This is a genomic window from Paenibacillus sp. SEL3 (genome assembly GCF_054602585.1).
The window spans coordinates 5,321,369-5,337,572 of sequence record NZ_CM137725.1; the positions used below are offsets into that span (position 1 = coordinate 5,321,369).

Annotated in this window: 19 protein-coding genes; all 19 read left to right on the forward strand. The window is 45.5% G+C overall.

Translation table 11 applies throughout. The features are described from left to right. Nucleotides 1–6: 6 nt before the first annotated feature. The gene (fliJ, locus tag ACYCS5_RS24615; RefSeq protein ID WP_029516992.1) at nucleotides 7–450 is read left to right on the forward strand and encodes a flagellar export protein FliJ; all 444 of its coding nucleotides are present in this window, start codon (nucleotides 7–9) and stop codon (nucleotides 448–450) included. Between the two features lie 47 nt (nucleotides 451–497). Beyond that, the gene (locus ACYCS5_RS24620) at nucleotides 498–1,481 is read left to right on the forward strand and encodes a magnesium transporter MgtE N-terminal domain-containing protein (protein WP_023988189.1); all 984 of its coding nucleotides are present in this window, start codon (nucleotides 498–500) and stop codon (nucleotides 1,479–1,481) included. Between the two features lie 26 nt (nucleotides 1,482–1,507). After that, nucleotides 1,508–2,965, forward strand: coding sequence for a flagellar hook-length control protein FliK (locus ACYCS5_RS24625; RefSeq protein WP_165147601.1), 1,458 nt, complete (start codon nucleotides 1,508–1,510; stop codon nucleotides 2,963–2,965). A gap of 19 nt (nucleotides 2,966–2,984) precedes the next feature. Beyond that, a complete protein-coding gene (locus ACYCS5_RS24630; protein ID WP_165147598.1) occupies nucleotides 2,985–3,518 on the forward strand; it encodes a flagellar hook capping FlgD N-terminal domain-containing protein in 534 nt (177 codons plus the stop codon). Beyond that, nucleotides 3,515–3,895, forward strand: coding sequence for a TIGR02530 family flagellar biosynthesis protein (locus ACYCS5_RS24635; protein ID WP_165147595.1), 381 nt, complete (start codon nucleotides 3,515–3,517; stop codon nucleotides 3,893–3,895). Before ACYCS5_RS24630 ends, ACYCS5_RS24635 begins: the two co-directional genes overlap by 4 nt. A gap of 103 nt (nucleotides 3,896–3,998) precedes the next feature. After that, entirely contained in the window at nucleotides 3,999–4,817 is an 819-nt protein-coding gene (locus tag ACYCS5_RS24640) for a flagellar hook-basal body complex protein (protein WP_029516997.1), read from the forward strand. A gap of 60 nt (nucleotides 4,818–4,877) precedes the next feature. Further along, complete coding sequence (locus ACYCS5_RS24645) at nucleotides 4,878–5,102, forward strand: flagellar FlbD family protein (protein WP_013309896.1); 225 nt, start codon at nucleotides 4,878–4,880, stop codon at nucleotides 5,100–5,102. Continuing rightward, nucleotides 5,099–5,572, forward strand: a complete 474-nt coding sequence (locus ACYCS5_RS24650) for a flagellar basal body-associated FliL family protein (protein WP_023988194.1) — start codon at nucleotides 5,099–5,101, stop codon at nucleotides 5,570–5,572. The genes ACYCS5_RS24645 and ACYCS5_RS24650 overlap by 4 nt, the downstream gene beginning before the upstream one ends. A 43-nt stretch (nucleotides 5,573–5,615) precedes the next feature. Beyond that, entirely contained in the window at nucleotides 5,616–6,614 is a 999-nt protein-coding gene (gene fliM / locus ACYCS5_RS24655) for a flagellar motor switch protein FliM (protein WP_029516998.1), read from the forward strand. Beyond that, nucleotides 6,604–7,914 (forward strand): flagellar motor switch phosphatase FliY, encoded by a 1,311-nt coding sequence (gene fliY / locus ACYCS5_RS24660; protein WP_165147592.1) that lies wholly within the window; start codon nucleotides 6,604–6,606, stop codon nucleotides 7,912–7,914. The genes fliM and fliY overlap by 11 nt, the downstream gene beginning before the upstream one ends. Before the next feature lie 29 nt (nucleotides 7,915–7,943). Continuing rightward, the gene (locus tag ACYCS5_RS24665; RefSeq protein ID WP_010346372.1) at nucleotides 7,944–8,309 is read left to right on the forward strand and encodes a response regulator; all 366 of its coding nucleotides are present in this window, start codon (nucleotides 7,944–7,946) and stop codon (nucleotides 8,307–8,309) included. Nucleotides 8,310–8,321: 12 nt separating this feature from the next. Then, entirely contained in the window at nucleotides 8,322–8,855 is a 534-nt protein-coding gene (locus tag ACYCS5_RS24670) for a flagellar biosynthetic protein FliO (RefSeq protein ID WP_029517000.1), read from the forward strand. Further along, entirely contained in the window at nucleotides 8,852–9,607 is a 756-nt protein-coding gene (gene fliP / locus ACYCS5_RS24675; protein ID WP_016820959.1) for a flagellar type III secretion system pore protein FliP, read from the forward strand. The genes ACYCS5_RS24670 and fliP overlap by 4 nt, the downstream gene beginning before the upstream one ends. A 37-nt stretch (nucleotides 9,608–9,644) precedes the next feature. Further along, nucleotides 9,645–9,914, forward strand: a complete 270-nt coding sequence (fliQ, locus tag ACYCS5_RS24680; protein ID WP_165147589.1) for a flagellar biosynthesis protein FliQ — start codon at nucleotides 9,645–9,647, stop codon at nucleotides 9,912–9,914. 10 nt (nucleotides 9,915–9,924) lie between these two features. Further along, the gene (gene fliR / locus ACYCS5_RS24685; protein WP_165147586.1) at nucleotides 9,925–10,710 is read left to right on the forward strand and encodes a flagellar biosynthetic protein FliR; all 786 of its coding nucleotides are present in this window, start codon (nucleotides 9,925–9,927) and stop codon (nucleotides 10,708–10,710) included. Next, nucleotides 10,710–11,822, forward strand: coding sequence for a flagellar biosynthesis protein FlhB (flhB, locus tag ACYCS5_RS24690; protein WP_165147583.1), 1,113 nt, complete (start codon nucleotides 10,710–10,712; stop codon nucleotides 11,820–11,822). The genes fliR and flhB overlap by 1 nt, the downstream gene beginning before the upstream one ends. 23 nt (nucleotides 11,823–11,845) lie before the next feature. Then, a complete protein-coding gene (gene flhA, locus ACYCS5_RS24695) occupies nucleotides 11,846–13,879 on the forward strand; it encodes a flagellar biosynthesis protein FlhA (RefSeq protein ID WP_016820963.1) in 2,034 nt (677 codons plus the stop codon). After that, nucleotides 13,876–15,318, forward strand: a complete 1,443-nt coding sequence (gene flhF / locus ACYCS5_RS24700; protein ID WP_340885086.1) for a flagellar biosynthesis protein FlhF — start codon at nucleotides 13,876–13,878, stop codon at nucleotides 15,316–15,318. Before flhA ends, flhF begins: the two co-directional genes overlap by 4 nt. Next, nucleotides 15,315–16,202, forward strand: a complete 888-nt coding sequence (locus ACYCS5_RS24705; protein WP_069011400.1) for a MinD/ParA family protein — start codon at nucleotides 15,315–15,317, stop codon at nucleotides 16,200–16,202. Before flhF ends, ACYCS5_RS24705 begins: the two co-directional genes overlap by 4 nt. The last annotated feature ends 2 nt before the right edge of the window (nucleotides 16,203–16,204 follow it).

The window sequence follows — 16,204 nt, forward strand, 5'->3', positions numbered from 1 at the left end:
TGAACGATGAGATTTCAGTATTCCTTTCAGAAAGTTGTAGACTTGAAAACCAACGAAAAGTCACAGGCCGAATGGTTGCTTTCCAGTGCTGTTGGACAATTGCAGGCTGAGGAGCAGACATTAACACAGCTTGTAGGCGAAAGGAATCGAGTCATATCAGCCATCCAAAAGGCTGCTGAGGATTGCGCACCACTCTCTACCATTCAGGAATTACAGGCTTATGTTAATCATCTGGACCAATGTATTACACGCAAGCATAGGGATGTTCAATATGCGCAGCAAAATGTGCAAAGCAAACAAACCGTTTTGACCGATAAAATGCTGGATGAACAGGTTTGGCTGAAAGCGAGAGAGAAGGCCAACGTGAAATTCCAACAGGAAGTGCTCCTGCGCGAGCAGAACGAGCTGGATGAAATGGCTTCCGTGCGATTTGCCATGAAAGCCCGGTAAGCGGAAAGTCATAGGATACGCATATCAGCTGCCTGAGGAGGAAGACGATGGCACAGAAGTTAGCAGAAAATGAACTGGATATGGATTTAGGAAAAGAATCAGGCGGGGGATTTGAACGGTTTATGTTTTTCCTGATTCCGATTGTGTTCACAATCGTTCTGGTCGGGGTCCTGCTTACATTGTTCAATATGGACTTCAGAAGCGAAATGATTTCATTAGGGAACAAAATACCAGTTGTTAAAAATTGGGTACCTGAACCGAAAGATAAGGCTACACAGACGAAAGAGGCAGATCAAAAGGCTCAGTCCGAAAGTTCTGAAGCAACCATTCAGCAGTTAAAGGCAGATCTAGCCAAGCAGACGGAGGAGCTTAAAAAGGCTACCGCTGCTAAGACGACACAAGATAAAAAGGTTACTGAACTGCAGAATCAGGTCAATACGCTCCAAACGCAACAGGAACAGCAGCCACAGGCCAGTCAGCAGGGACAGGCTGGTACGCAAACTACAGGTGGAACAACAAATGAAGATCCTTATGTAAAACAGGCCAGAGATCTTGCTAGCATGTATGAAGGAATGACAGCTAGTAAAGCGGCACCGATTATGGAGAATCTGACTACGGAAGAGACTGTGCAGCTGTTAAGCTACATGGACCCTGCCAACAGTGCGAAGATTTTGCAAAAGATGGACGCTAAAAAAGCAGCCGATATTACTATGGCTCTGAAAAACGTAACGCCATCTACGGATTTGTCAGTTGCAGCGTTGCAGTCTCGTCTGAAAAAGGATCAAGGTACCACAGCTGGCACGACGAGTAAGAGTTTGCAAAGCACTCAAATCAGTAGCACATTTGCTTCCATGGACAAGAAGAGCGGTGCCGAACTTATTTTGCAAACTTACAAAATCAGTCCAGACAAGGCATTAAACATATTAAATACAGTAGATGATTCGACACGTGGTTCTTTACTACAAAATATGTCTGCCAAGGATGCGGCTCAGACCGCAAAAATTTTAAACAAATTGATGGGCAGTAAGTAATTTAAATGAAGGGAGGTGAAAAATAAATGACCCTTATTTCTCAAAGTGTATCGCTCGGCTCCAGTCAGACAGCTAGCAGTACAACGGCCTCAACAACGACTACAGCCACAGCTGCTGGAGCAACCACGGGTGCTTTTAATCAAACACTTACGCAAATGATGACAGGCGGGCAAACGGGCTCAGCAGGCACAGATGCGAACGGTTCTCCATTAGTTATGGTACTCCCGCTTATTGCGACTGGAGAATCCACGGAAGCTCCAACCGAGTCGCTGGTCGAAACACTGGCTCCTTTGCTGCAGAATCTCGAAAAGTTGGATGATCAAGTAGCTGCCGATCCTGCTCTGCTTGCAACTCTGCAAGCTTGGATTCAGCAAGTACAACAGTTTTTGCAAGGCGACGGAACAAATCAACAGTTAAACGGTGGAGAAACGACAGAGGCGACAGGCTTAACAGCCTTGGCAGCCAACCCGGCTACTCTTCGATTTGCATTGCAGGACGCTTTGTCACAACTTGCCAATGTAGCAGAGCAGGCTTCTGGAGACCAAAAGTCCCAGGTGACACAGTTGCTACAATCGCTCCAAAGCGCAACGGCAGGTACGGGAGCAATTTCCGATGAGCAGTGGAATGGTGTAATGAAAGCTGTGGAACTTGCTGATGGTGGGGATTCACAAGCAGTTCAGCCTTCTGCAAATCGAACAAATGGTACTCAGACCGTAGCTACAGCCACTACAGACAAACAGGTTGTTGCTTCTCAGCAGCAAGCTAGTCAAGGCGAAACTAATCAACAAGGTTCAGAAGGGCAACGTTCATCAACTAATATTCTCGTTCAGTCTGCAGTTAAGACGACTGCAACGGATGAAGCGAGTGCATTCGTAGATGCAACTGAGCAAGCGGATTCGACAGCAACTGACAATCAGACTCCAGTGATCACGACTGCGGGACAGCTTTCGGTACAAACGCAAGGAACAACGCCTTCGGCTCCGGCCCAACCAGTCGTACATGTGCGGCAATTTGCCAAGGAGATGACCGAATTTGTAGTGCAGAAACTTGACATTGTAAAACACACTGGCTTGACGGAAGCGACTATCATGCTTCGTCCAGATCATCTGGGCCAGCTGGAGGTTAAGCTGACAATGCAAAATGGTCATCTGGTTGCCCAGTTCATGACTGAGCATAGCGGAGCGAAGGATTTGCTGGAACAGCAAATGTCGCAGCTGCGTTCGAGTCTCCAGAGCCAAGGTATCCAGGTAGATAAGGTAGAAGTAACGCACAATGAGTCGCTTTCCTCCCATATGTATCAGGATGGACGCGGATCTGGAGCTAATCAGCAGCAGCAATCCAATCAACGTTCCAAAGCTCGAGGTAGAGAAGAGAGCGAGGATGCTTTGAAGGTAGCTGAAATGGCAGAAGAGCTTCGTAACTGGACAGCTGAACAACGCGCAGATGATATGAATCGGACAGGCTCCTTTACAGCACAAGCGTAATGATGGAGGTGAGAACACAATGACGACTACAGACAACAATGTATCCACCAGTAACGTCTGGCCGAATTACAATGTGAATAATGTCAAAACAGCAAGTGCCAAGGATACTAAAACGATGGGTAAAGATCAGTTTTTGAAAATTTTGATCACCCAGCTACAAAATCAGGATCCGATGCAGCCTTTGGAGGATAAAGAATTTATCGCTCAAATGGCCCAGTTTTCCTCGGTGGAACAACTGATGAACATTTCTACGCAGTTGAATGCATTGGGACAGTCTTTAGGTACAGCCTCCGGTTTGATAGGAAAAGAAGTCAGCTGGATTGAGGCAGGTAAAAAAGACTCCATTACAGGTGAAACAGGTGCGGGTACAGTGAAAAGTGGAATCGTGGATTCCATCGTTATTCGTGACGGTGTGCAGTATGCCAAAATGGGAGCGGCTGAGGTGGCATTAAAAGATGTAACATCAGTGAGCCAGGCTAACAAAACGACTCCCGCTACAGATACATCGGATACTTCATCTTCTTCCTCTACTGGAAGCGGTGAGAACTCATGAATGACAGAATAACGGTCGGACGCCTTTTTCCCGCCAATGTGCCCCCAGCAGCAATCTCACAAAACCGAGTAAATTCGGTATCGAAGAGTGCCAGACCGTTCGGTCAGGTGTTGCAGGATCAGGTGCTCAAGCTGAGCAACCATGCAGCCAAGCGTCTGGAGCAGCGGGGAATAGAGTTGAGAAGTGACCAAATGGCGAAAATCAACTCTGCTGTGGATAAAGCAGCTGCCAAAGGCGCCAAAGAATCACTGATCTTAATGCAGGATATGGCTTTGATTGTAAGTGTACCTAATCGAACAGTTGTTACCGCGATGGATAAGAAATCCATGGAGGATAACGTATTTACGCAGATAGATAGTGCTGTAATTATTTCATAAAAATGTATACGAAGTGGCTGGCCCGAATAGGAAAGCCATGAAAAAGCCGCGGATCGACTGATGCGGTCAACTAAGCAACCAATCAGAGGAGGATTTATACTCAATGTTGAGATCAATGTATTCAGGTGTATCGGGCATGAAGGGCTTTCAAACGAAGCTGGACGTTATCGGTAACAACATTGCAAACGTAAATACTACAGGCTTCAAGTCCAGCCGAGTGATGTTCAAGGATATCTTGAGCCAAACGAGTTCAGGTGCAAGTGCGTCTGGAGAAGAAACGGCAGGAAGTAACGCAAAGCAAATTGGATTGGGTTCGACTGTGGCTTCCATTGACACGCTTCATTTACCAGGAAGTGCCATGACGACGAATAATCCAACAGATTTACGCCTTAATGGTGATGGTTTCTTTTTGGTTAAAATGAATGCGGATCAAGAAGCTCCATACTTGACTAGAGCAGGAGATTTTCACATTGACGGAAATAGGCATTTGGTAACTTCGGACGGTTTTTTTGTTGCTGATTCAGGTGGTGGAGTTCCCATTACGTTAGCAGACGATGTTACTGCTTTCTCAATCTCTCAGGATGGAACCATTGTACAAACTTTGGCATCTGGTGGAACAGATAATGCTACCAAAATTGGAGTAACTAAAGTAATCAATCCAGAAGGATTAGAAAAAATCGGGGGTAGTCTGTATCGTGCTACAGTTAACTCTGGAAACGAGGGTGAAATCACTGCTATGGAAGCAAACAGCACTGATGATGGCACCGGTGCTATTATCTCAGGTCAGCTGGAAATGTCTAACGTTGATCTGACAGGCGAATTTACCGAAATGATCGTAGCTCAGCGCGGATTCCAAGCGAACTCGCGTATCATTACGACCTCGGATGAAGTGCTTCAGGAAGTTGTAAACTTGAAACGATAATCTTATTTAAACGCGGAGGAGTAGAGGCTCCTCCGCACCTATCAGGAGGTTGGTATTACGATGATCCCGTTAACGCGGCTGAACGGCTCGCCTATGTGGCTTAATGCGCTGCTCATTGAGACTGTGGAGGAAACACCGGATACATACGTCACTTTGGTGACGGGGAAACGGTTGATTGTATTGGAAAAAGCGGCAGATGTCGTCTCCTTGATCAAGGGTTACAGCCGTGAAATCGGCATGCATGCCGCCACGATAAAAGTGCAACAAATGGAGGAAGACGAATGAAGAAGATGCTGCCATGGCTCATTACAATTTTACTCGCGATTACTTTGATTGCAGGCGCGGCCTTTGTACTTATACCAGCGCTTAGCGGGAAGAAGTCGGAAGTCATACCGAATGCGCAAGCTGCTCAGGCAGAACAACTCCCAAGATTGTCAGCAGATGAATTGGTGGAAGTGAGTTCTGAAATTACCGGTATCAAAACAAATCTGGCAGACGCAGATTACATTGTTCAGATGAACCTATCTTTTCAATTGAACGATGCCAAAGCAAAAGAATCTTTTGAAAAAATCAAAGACATCAGTATTAAGCCCATCGTTATTCAATTACTTGCAGACACCAAACCTGATGAGCTCAGAACGGCTAAAGGCCGGGACCAGTTCAGTGACAAGCTGACGGATCTCATCAACAAGTCGCTCCCTGAAGGTCACCTGGGGAACGCCAAAATTACAGACTTTTTGCTGGCAGCCATTTGATTCCAGGTGAACTTGTCAGGAACACGTAAGGGGGTGAATAACATTGGTGGATGTACTGTCACAAGGGGAAATTGATGCCCTTTTAGCAGCTCTTTCGTCCGGTGAAATGGATGCGGAAGAACTTAAAAAGGAAGATACCCAAAAGAAAGTTCGCGCTTATGATTTCAAAAGAGCGCTTAGGTTTTCCAAGGATCATATACGGAGTCTGACGCGGATACACGAGAACTTTGCTCGGTATCTGACCACATATTTTTCAGCGCAGCTTCGTACTTTTGTCCAAATTAATGTCGTTCAGGTGGAGCAACTTCCTTATGATGAATTCATTCGCTCCATTCCGAAAATGACCATTCTAAACATTTTTGAAGCTGAACCGCTGGAAGGCCGTATGGTGCTTGAGGTTCACCCGAACGTTGCTTATGCCATGTTGGACAGGCTTCTCGGAGGAACAGGTTCGGCACCGTCAAAGGTTACTGCGTTGACCGAAATCGAGACGACGATTATGGAGCGAATTTTCAGTCGTACCTTTGATAGCCTGCAAGAGGCTTGGAAAACGGTACTGGACATTGAACCGCGTCTAGAGGCGATGGAAACAAATCCGCAGTTCATGCAGATTGTCTCGCCGAATGAAACGATTGCTCTGATTTCGCTTAGTACCAAAATTGGTGATACCACAGGGATGATTAACCTCTGTATCCCGCATGTGGTATTGGAACCCATTATGGCTAGACTGTCCACGCACCAGTGGTTTACATCCGAAAAGAAATCAAGGGCGCCCGAAGAGATTGACGCCTTGAGATTACGGGTCACCAAAGCAGAGCTCCCTATTATTGCGGAGTTGGGTGAATCCCGGATAAATGTAGCCGAGTTTCTGGGTCTTTCGGTCGGGGATGTCATTTCATTGAACAAACCTGTCAAAGAAGGACTATCCATCCGGGTAGGCGAGAAATTGAAGTTTATGGGAAGTCCCGGCATGGTAAGAGATCGTGTTGCCGTACAAATTGATGAAATTGTCAACGAAGGAGTTGAAGAAATTGACGAGTAAAGACTATTTGTCCCAGGAGGAAATCGATGCCTTGCTGAAACAGTCTGAAGCGGGGACGGATTCTACTCCCGCAGGCAAGACCGTTGACGATTTTCTGACTCCTCTGGAGCAGGATGCTCTCGGGGAAATCGGTAATATAACGTTCGGCAGCGCAGCTACGGCTCTTTCCACACTGCTCGGTCAAAAGGTGGATATTACGACACCTAAAGTTTCAATTATTACCCGTTCTGAATTTGAAACTGCATTTCCAAAGCCACACGTAGCTGTACATGTAAATTATGTCGATGGATTCGAGGGTATTAACTCACTCGTAATCAAAAAGCGTGATGCACAAGTGATAGCGGACTTAATGCTTGGTGGTGAAGGAAACCCAGCAGATGAAGAATTGAATGAAATCCACATTAGTGCTGTGCAGGAAGCGATGAACCAGATGATGGGATCGTCGGCGACCTCAATGTCTACTATGTTTAATCGTTTTGTTAATATCTCTCCACCGGGGATTGATATTTTGGATCCTATGCACGGTGATGGAGTATCCAGTCTGCCGGATGAAGAGACGCTCATCACAGTCTCCTTCCGGTTATTGATCGGGGATCTTATTGACTCTACGCTGATGCAACTGTTACCTGTTAATTTCGCCAAAAAAATGGTGAGCATCCTAATGAATGGCGGAGAGGATGAGGAACAACCGCAAGCGTCCGCACAGCAGGTAGCTGCAACAGCTGCTCCCGAAGCGCCGCAACAAGCTAGCGTTCCGCAGCAACCGCCTGCACCAGCCTATCAACAGCCACCTGCAGCCGCGCAGGCGCCGCAAGACGCAGGCTATGGTCAACAACCGCCAATGTATCCTCAAGACCCGGGATATGGGCAGCAGGGCGCTCCAGGCTATGGAACACCGGGTTATGGAATGCCAGCTGGTGTACCGCCGCAAGCTCCTTACGGAACGCCTCATCATTACGGCGCAGTACCGGGACGTAATGTAAATGTACAACCTGTACAATTTTCTAACTTGCAGTCCGGTGCATTTGCGCAAGTGGATGAAAACAATTTAAATTTATTGATGGACATTCCCCTTAGAGTCACCGTAGAATTAGGAAGGACCCAAAAGCAAATTAAAGATATTCTGGAGCTCTCACAAGGTTCAATTATTGAACTAGACAAGCTTGCTGGGGAGCCGGTGGACATTTTGGTTAACAACAAACTGATTGCCAAGGGCGAGGTTGTCGTAATCGACGAGAACTTTGGTGTGCGCGTAACAGATATTGTAAGTCAATGGGACCGTATTCAAAAATTACAATAAAAGCATAATTTAGGGAGGATTTATTTCAGATGGCAAACCGTATTTTGATCGTGGACGATGCTGCATTTATGAGAATGATGATTCGGGACATCCTGTCCAAAAATGGATTTGAGGTAGTAGGAGAGGCCCAAGATGGATCACAGGCCATTGAAAAATTCAAGGAGCTTCGTCCGGACCTGATTACGATGGATATCACGATGCCTGAAATGGACGGCATTGCCGCTCTGAAGGAAATCAAACAAATTGACGCGAATGCAAAGGTTATCATGTGTTCCGCGATGGGTCAGCAAGCAATGGTTATTGATGCCATTCAAGCTGGCGCAAAAGATTTTATCGTTAAGCCTTTCCAATCGGATCGGGTTATCGAAGCCATCAACAAAACACTGGGTGTGTAAGGCGCACCCAGTATGGATACACAACAGGGTGCCTCTGACGCATTGAGTACATCCAGCAATATAGGCAACATTGCCTGGGTCCTTTTCGTGCTAATCTTTATCATCGTACTGATCGTGTACTTGATACGGTTTTTGAGTAAAAGAAATCAGAGCTGGTTCAGCAACCGCTCCGTTCGCATACTGGGAGGCGTGGGACTGGGTCCCAATAAATCCCTTCAGCTTGTTGAAGTAGGTAGCAGTGTGTACCTCATTGGTGTGGGAGAAGATATCCAGCTTGTTGACAAAGTATCCGATCCTGAAGAAGTGGAGCAAATTTTGGCCGCACTGGAGCAGGAAGCTTCTCTGCAGCGCGGCCCGATTGCCCCGCTATTCGCTAAAATTGCGGATAAGCTTCGCCGGAACAACGCGGCACAGCAGCAGCCTGAAGAGGAGACATCTTTTCACGAGATGTTTGAATCCAAGCTTCGGCAAATGCCGAATCGCAAGGATAAACTTGAAAAGCTGCGCAATGAGGAGAATACTACAGATCGGTCGGGAGATTCATGAGAAAAAAGATTATACTTGCATGTTTGCTGCTTGTCTTGTTCAGCTTCATTTCGGTGACGGCGGCCTCTGCGGAACCGATTCCGAACATTGATATTCAAGTCGGCAATTCGGACAAAGGACAGCCCGGTGCCACCTCGCTGTCTATTATTTTACTTATTACTGTCATTAGTGTAGCGCCCGCGTTGCTTGTACTTATGACAAGTTTTACGCGAATTGTGATTGTGCTTGGCTTTGTGCGAACTTCGCTGGGAACCCAGCAGATGCCGCCTAATCAGGTGCTTGTTGGACTGGCTTTGTTTCTCACTTTATTCATTATGGCACCGACGTTCTCAGCTATGAATGAAACTGCGCTTCAGCCGTATCTCAAGGGGGATATAACACAGTCTCAGGCGCTGGACAAGGCATCGGTACCGATCAAGACCTTTATGTTCTCTCATACACGTGAGAAGGATCTACTGCTCTTTATGAAATACACCAAGATGGAAAAACCAAAGAATTATCAGGATATTCCACTAACGGTGATGGTTCCGGCTTATGCAATCAGTGAGTTGAAAACGGCCTTTCAGATGGGCTTTATGATTTTCATACCATTTTTAGTTATAGACATTGTAGTAGCGAGTACACTCATGGCTATGGGGATGATGATGCTACCACCGGTAATGATTTCACTTCCTTTTAAAATACTGCTATTTGTACTTGTAGATGGTTGGTATTTGGTAGTCAAATCATTGCTTCTGAGTTTTAACACATGAATATTTCATGCAGGGACAGCAATCAAGGAGGACGGCAATGACTTCGGAGTTTATTTTTTCCCTAGCTGGGCAAGCGGTGTATATTGTACTCAAGGTGAGCGCTCCGATGCTGATTTTGGGGCTAGTCGTGGGTTTGATTATCAGCATTTTTCAGGCGACAACCCAGATTCAGGAGCAGACACTGGCCTTTGTTCCGAAGATTGTTGCCGTATTGCTGGCATTGCTTTTGTTCGGGCCCTGGATATTGACCACATTAGTGGACTTTACGTATAACATTCTGGACAATTTGTACAAATATATAGGTTAGGCTGAATGTTATGAGCATATTGTTACAGAGTTTTCCTGTTTTTTTGCTGATTTTTTGTCGGATTACCTCATTTTTTGTAGTAGCACCTATTTTTTCAACCCGAGGGGTACCTAATATCTTTAAGGTTGGAATTTCAGGATTTCTAGCTTTGGTCGTGTATCTTACGTATGGTACGCATCAACAGGTACCGACTGATGTAGCGTATGTGCTGTTAGTGGGTCGTGAAGTGCTAATTGGGTTGTTATTGGGGTTTACTGCATATTTGTTCATGACTGCGATCCAAACCGCTGGTTCATTTATTGACCTACAGGTAGGCTTCGGAATGGCCAATGTGCTTGACCCTATGACAGGAGCTTCATCGCCTTTAACAGGAAATTTCAAGTTTGCTTTAGCTGTATTGCTCTTTTTGAGCATAAACGGGCATCACCATCTGCTAAATGCTATCTTATACAGCTATGATTGGGTACCGCTAACAAATGATTTTTTTGTAAAGCTGTATGGTGGCAGTGTAACTGAATTCCTGGTACGTTCTTTTGCGGAATCATTTATGCTGGCCTTTCAAATTGCTGCTCCCATTGTAGTGGCTACCTTTTTAACGGATGTGGGACTCGGATTTCTTGCTAAAACGGCTCCCCAGTTTAATATTTTTGTCATTGGTGTACCGCTCAAAATTTTTGTGGGACTGTTCATGTTACTACTTCTCATGCCAAGTTTTGCTTTTATATTCGAGAAATTGTTTTCTGTGATGTTCGAATCCATGCGCAATTTGTTGGATATTATGGGTAATCGTCCTTAATGTCTGGTCTGGAGGAACGTAGTTTGTCATTTAAATATGCTATGAACCTGCAGTTGTTCTCAGGGGAAAAAACGGAAAAAGCTACACCCAAAAAGAAACAGGATGCAAGACAAAAAGGGCAGGTTGCCAAAAGCATGGAATTGCCCGCCGCTGGTGTCCTGCTGGTTACTTTTTTTTGCCTCATGATTTTCGGCGGGTATTTTAAGGATCATGCGGTCCGCTTGTTTCGGGATATTTTTGTGAATCGGCTTTCTATGGAGGTAACGCCGAACACAACGCTGCTAATGATGGGTGAGTATGGCGTGCAAATCATGATTATGCTGGCACCTATTTTTATTGGGGCCATTGTCATCGGGATAGCAGCGAATTACATGCAGATCGGCTTTTTATTAGTTGGAGAGGGCATTACGCCCAAGTTTAGCAAGCTTGATCCGATTAAAGGATTCAAAAATATTTTTTCCATGAGGTCATTGGTTGAATTCCTGAAATCTGTTTTAAAGATGACCGTAATTGGTTATCTGGTGTACAGCGTACTCTGGAAAACAAAGGCTGACCTACCCAAACTGGCTGAAATGTCCGGCGATCAGATGTTGAGCTTTACAGCTTCATTAACGATGGAACTGGGGCTCAAAATTGGTGTGGTGCTGTTCGTTTTAGCGGTATTGGACTATATGTATCAACGTTATGAGCATGAGAAAAACCTGAAAATGTCCAAACAGGACATCAAGGATGAATACAAGAAAATGGAGGGTGACCCGCTGATCAAAGGGAAAATTCGCGAGCGTCAACGCCGTATGGCTATGCAGCGTATGATGCAGGAGGTTCCTAATGCAGATGTCATCATTACCAACCCTACGCACTTTGCTGTGGCTTTGAAATATGACGGTTCGGAGATGGAAGCGCCGCAGATTATTGCGAAAGGGCAAGATTACGTTGCGCTCCGAATTAAAGAAATTGCCAAGCAAAACGGCGTTATAACGATGGAAAACAAGCCGCTGGCGCGGGCGCTGTTTCAAAGAGCCGAAATCGGGGATGCGATACCAGCTGATCTGTTTCAGGCCGTTGCCGAAGTGCTGGCGTATGTATATAAATTAAAAGGTAAAGTGAAATAAAGGGATCGGAGGGCTAGAGACCCGTGAAAATAAAAGAAATAACTGTCCTTGCAGGCGTCATCGGTATCGTTCTTATGATGATTCTCCCGATCCCATCATGGCTGCTGGATATCCTACTCGTCATTAATATTTCTATTGCTTTAATGATTCTACTCGTTTCTATGAATACGAAGGAAGCTTTACAGTTCTCTATTTTCCCTTCATTGCTGCTCATTACAACGTTATTTCGTTTGGCACTTAATATCTCTACAACCAAACTTATTTTAGGTGAGGGCCATGCAGGGGAAGTAGTTGCTACGTTTGGTAGTTGGATTGCAGGAGGGCAAATTGCCGTCGGTTTTGTTGTCTTTCTCATTCTCGTGGTCGTACAGTTCATTGTTATCACCAAGGGATCTGAGCGGGTTGCTGAGGTAGGCGCACGGTTTACATTGGATGCAATGCCAGGTAAACAAATGAGTATTGATGCGGATCTGAATGCAGGTTTGATCAATGAGCAGCAAGCCCGTGAACGACGCAGTAAAATCGAACGGGAAGCGGATTTTTACGGAGCGATGGATGGTGCGAGTAAATTCGTTAAAGGTGATGCCATTGCTAGTATTATCATTTTGATCATTAACTTGGTCGGTGGCTTTATTATCGGTATGGCCGTTCAGGGAAAAGGATTTCAAGAGGCGCTGTCGACTTATTCTGTCCTGACCATCGGTGACGGACTGGTCAGTCAGATTCCCGCACTGCTCATATCCACGGCGTCAGGCTTGATTGTTACGCGGGCTACGTCAGATGGCAACTTGGCAGAGGATTTAACTGGACAACTCTTTTCTTATCCAAAACTGATCTACATTGTGGCTGCCACAATTGCATTATTAGGGCTTTTCACACCTATTCATATCATTACAACTCTTCCACTGGCGATTCTGCTGTTTTTTGCGGCTCGAAGAATGCAGGGCAATATGGAGCGCAAGCAAATAGCCGATGAACAGCTGGAAGAGGAGCAACAAATTGAAGAAGTCCGTAGTCCGGAAAGTGTCATTAATTTGCTTCAGGTAGATCCAATTGAATTTGAATTTGGATACGGGTTAATTCCGCTGGCGGATACACAGCAGGGCGGGGATTTATTAGATCGGATTATTATGATCCGTCGTCAATGTGCTTTGGAACTGGGTTTGGTTGTACCGGTCATTCGTATTCGAGACAACATTCAGCTCAAACCTAACGAGTATGTAATTAAAATTAAAGGTAATACCGTGGGCGGCGGAGAGCTTCTGTTAAATCATTACCTGGCTATGAGTCCAGGATACGACGATGATTCTATTACAGGAATCGAAACGACGGAACCAGCCTTCGGATTGCCTGCGCTCTGGATTGATGAGAACACCAAGGATGTTGCGGAATTATCTGGTTATACCGTAGTTGATCCACCTTCAGTTGTAGCTACTCATCTTACGGAGACGATCAAGAAACATGCTCATGAGTTGCTTGGTAGACAGGAGACACGTTCGCTGGTCGACAATCTCAAAGAGAATTATCCAGTGCTGGTGGACGACCTTATTCCTTCTGTGCTTGCGATTGGGGATGTACAAAAAGTGTTAGCCAAGCTGTTGAAAGAAAAAATCTCCATTCGCGATATGGTGACTATTTTCGAAACACTAGCTGACTACGGTACTTATACAAAAGATCCCGACGTGCTGACTGAATATGTCCGTCAGGCGTTGTCCCGCCAGATTACGCAGCAATTTGCCCAACAAGGGGAGACGTTACGCGTTATTACAGTGGGACCAGGATTGGAAAAGAAAATTGCTGAAAGCGTGCAACAGTCGGAGCAAGGTAGCTATTTGGCTCTTGACCCGGTGTCTACGCAAACGGTGTATCAAAGGATGATGGAGCAAATCAACCGCCTTATTCAATCTGGACAGCAGCCTATTGTATTAACGTCACCGACAATTCGTATGTATTTGCGGCAAGTGATGGAGCGGACGATGCAGGATGTCCCGGTGCTGTCGTACAGTGAGCTGGAGCCGAACGTTGAAATTCAAAGTGTCGGGGTGGTGAACTTATGAGAGTAAAACGATATGTAGTGGATACCATGCCAGAAGCCATGCTGCAAATCAGGGGTGACTTAGGAACAGACGCCGTCATTTTAAGTACAAAGGAAATGAAGGTCGGCGGTTTCATGGGAATGTTCAGTAAAAAGAAAATCGAAGTGGTTGCAGCGGTAGAGGAGAAGCAACCTCAAAAGCCACGACGGTTTGGACCATCTTCACAAGAGCTTGCCCGGGCGGCTTCACCTCAAATGAACGCTCCTGAACAGCCAGAAAAATCATTTATGCCTGTGGTTCCCAGACAAGCTGCTCCAGAAGCTTACCGGCGGGTAACGCAGATGACGGGTGGTTCCAAAGAAGAACAAGCTGAATTAATGATCGATGCAGAACAAGCAGCTTCAGCAACTGAGCATTTGTCATCTAGGTCTGCTAATAATCTGGAGACTACGTCTCAAGCACTTGATCATGAAGCATTACTTTCGAACATGAAATCATCCAGTGAACTGTTTAAACAGCCCATTGAAGCAAGCGTTTCAGACAAGAGCGGAGCGGAGGAAAATCAGGCTCTGCTTAATGAATTGCGGGAAATGAAAGCTATGATGACTCGGTTTTCCCGAAACTCTTCAATGGAAAGTACTTGGCCGGAGCCGCTGCAAGAGATTTGTGAGCGTGTGCTGGAACAGGAAGTGGAACGTGATTTACTGGAGTATTGGCTCGAACAGGTATATGTGCGTCGGAGCGAGCACCCTTTTGCGCCTGAAACTTTCGATTGGGAACAAGCCTTTCGTGAGGAAGTGGCCAGTTTTATTCAGACAAGACTGGACAAAGGGATCTCCAAAGATACCAAAATTGTGTATGTGGCAGGTCCTACCGGAGTAGGGAAAACAACAACCATTGCCAAGTTAGCAGCAGAACAGTTGTTTAAGCATCATCGCAAAGTTGGATTTATTACTTCTGACACGTACCGGATTTCTGCCGTCGAGCAACTGCGTACATATGCTACGATTTTGAATGTACCGCTTGAAGTTGTGCAATCTCCCGGTGACGTTCACAGAGCCATTCAACGTCTGGAACATTGTGACCTGATCCTCATGGATACGGCAGGACGAAATTATCGAAATGAATTACTTGTTTCGGAACTGCAAAGTCTGCTTTCGCCTATTAATGAAAGTGAGACGTATCTGGTACTCAGCCTAACATCCAAAAGCAAAGATATGCTCAATATAACTGGACATTTCAGCAAGTTTGGTCTCGGTAAGGTTGTGTTTACTAAGATGGACGAGACAGGTAGCTGCGGTGGAATGTTTAATCTTTTGCATCAATTTCCGATGCAGCTGGCCTATATTACCAATGGACAAAATGTTCCTGATGACCTGCTTCATCCCGATACAGAAATGGTGACAAGCATGCTGCTTGGACCCAAAACATCAACAGGAGTTAACGGAGATTCCATATGAGTGACCAAGCCCAATCACTTAGACAAATGGCTTCTTCCTTGGATAAATATCGATTGCCCCCACGTAATCGTCAAGCAAAAATTATAACGATCACCAGTGGTAAAGGCGGGGTGGGCAAATCCAATTTCACGCTGAACTTTGCTCTTGCTCTGCAATCCCTTGGTCGAAGGGTACTTGTGTTTGATGCTGATATAGGTATGGCCAATATTGATGTATTAATGGGAGCCAATTCACAATACAATCTTTTTCACCTGCTAAAACGTGAGAAATCAATTGATGAAATTATTCAAACGGGTGTAGGTGGTTTGCCTTATATTGCTGGAGGATCGGGTTTGAGCGAATTGTTTACGTTATCGGATGACGATCTGAATTATTTTGCCGAAGAAGTAGAGAAAATGGCGGCAGATATGGATTATATTCTATTTGATACAGGTGCTGGTTTATCCAAAGAAAACCTTAAATTCATCACTTCAGCTGACGAATGCCTGGTTGTAACTACACCGGAACCGACGTCCTTAACAGATGCGTATGCGCTAATTAAAGTCGTCAGCGGTTTGCAAAAGGATACGGTATTCAAAATTATAGTCAATCGTGCCGATAACGATAATGAGGCCCGTCAAGTTGCCGATAAGATCGCACTGGTTGCGAAACGCTTTTTGGAGATCGATATCCCGTTGCTTGGACATATCAGTGATGATACTCATGTCATGCAAGCAGTCAAAAGGCAAGTACCATTTATGGTTGCTTTTCCGGGATGTGCGGCTTCAAGAGATGTATTGAATCTGGCACACCGTTTTGCAGCAATGCCACAGATTCCGCAATCAGGTGCATTGAGTGGAATTAAAGGGTTTATGCAAAAATGGTTGCGGCGTTCTGTACATTGATT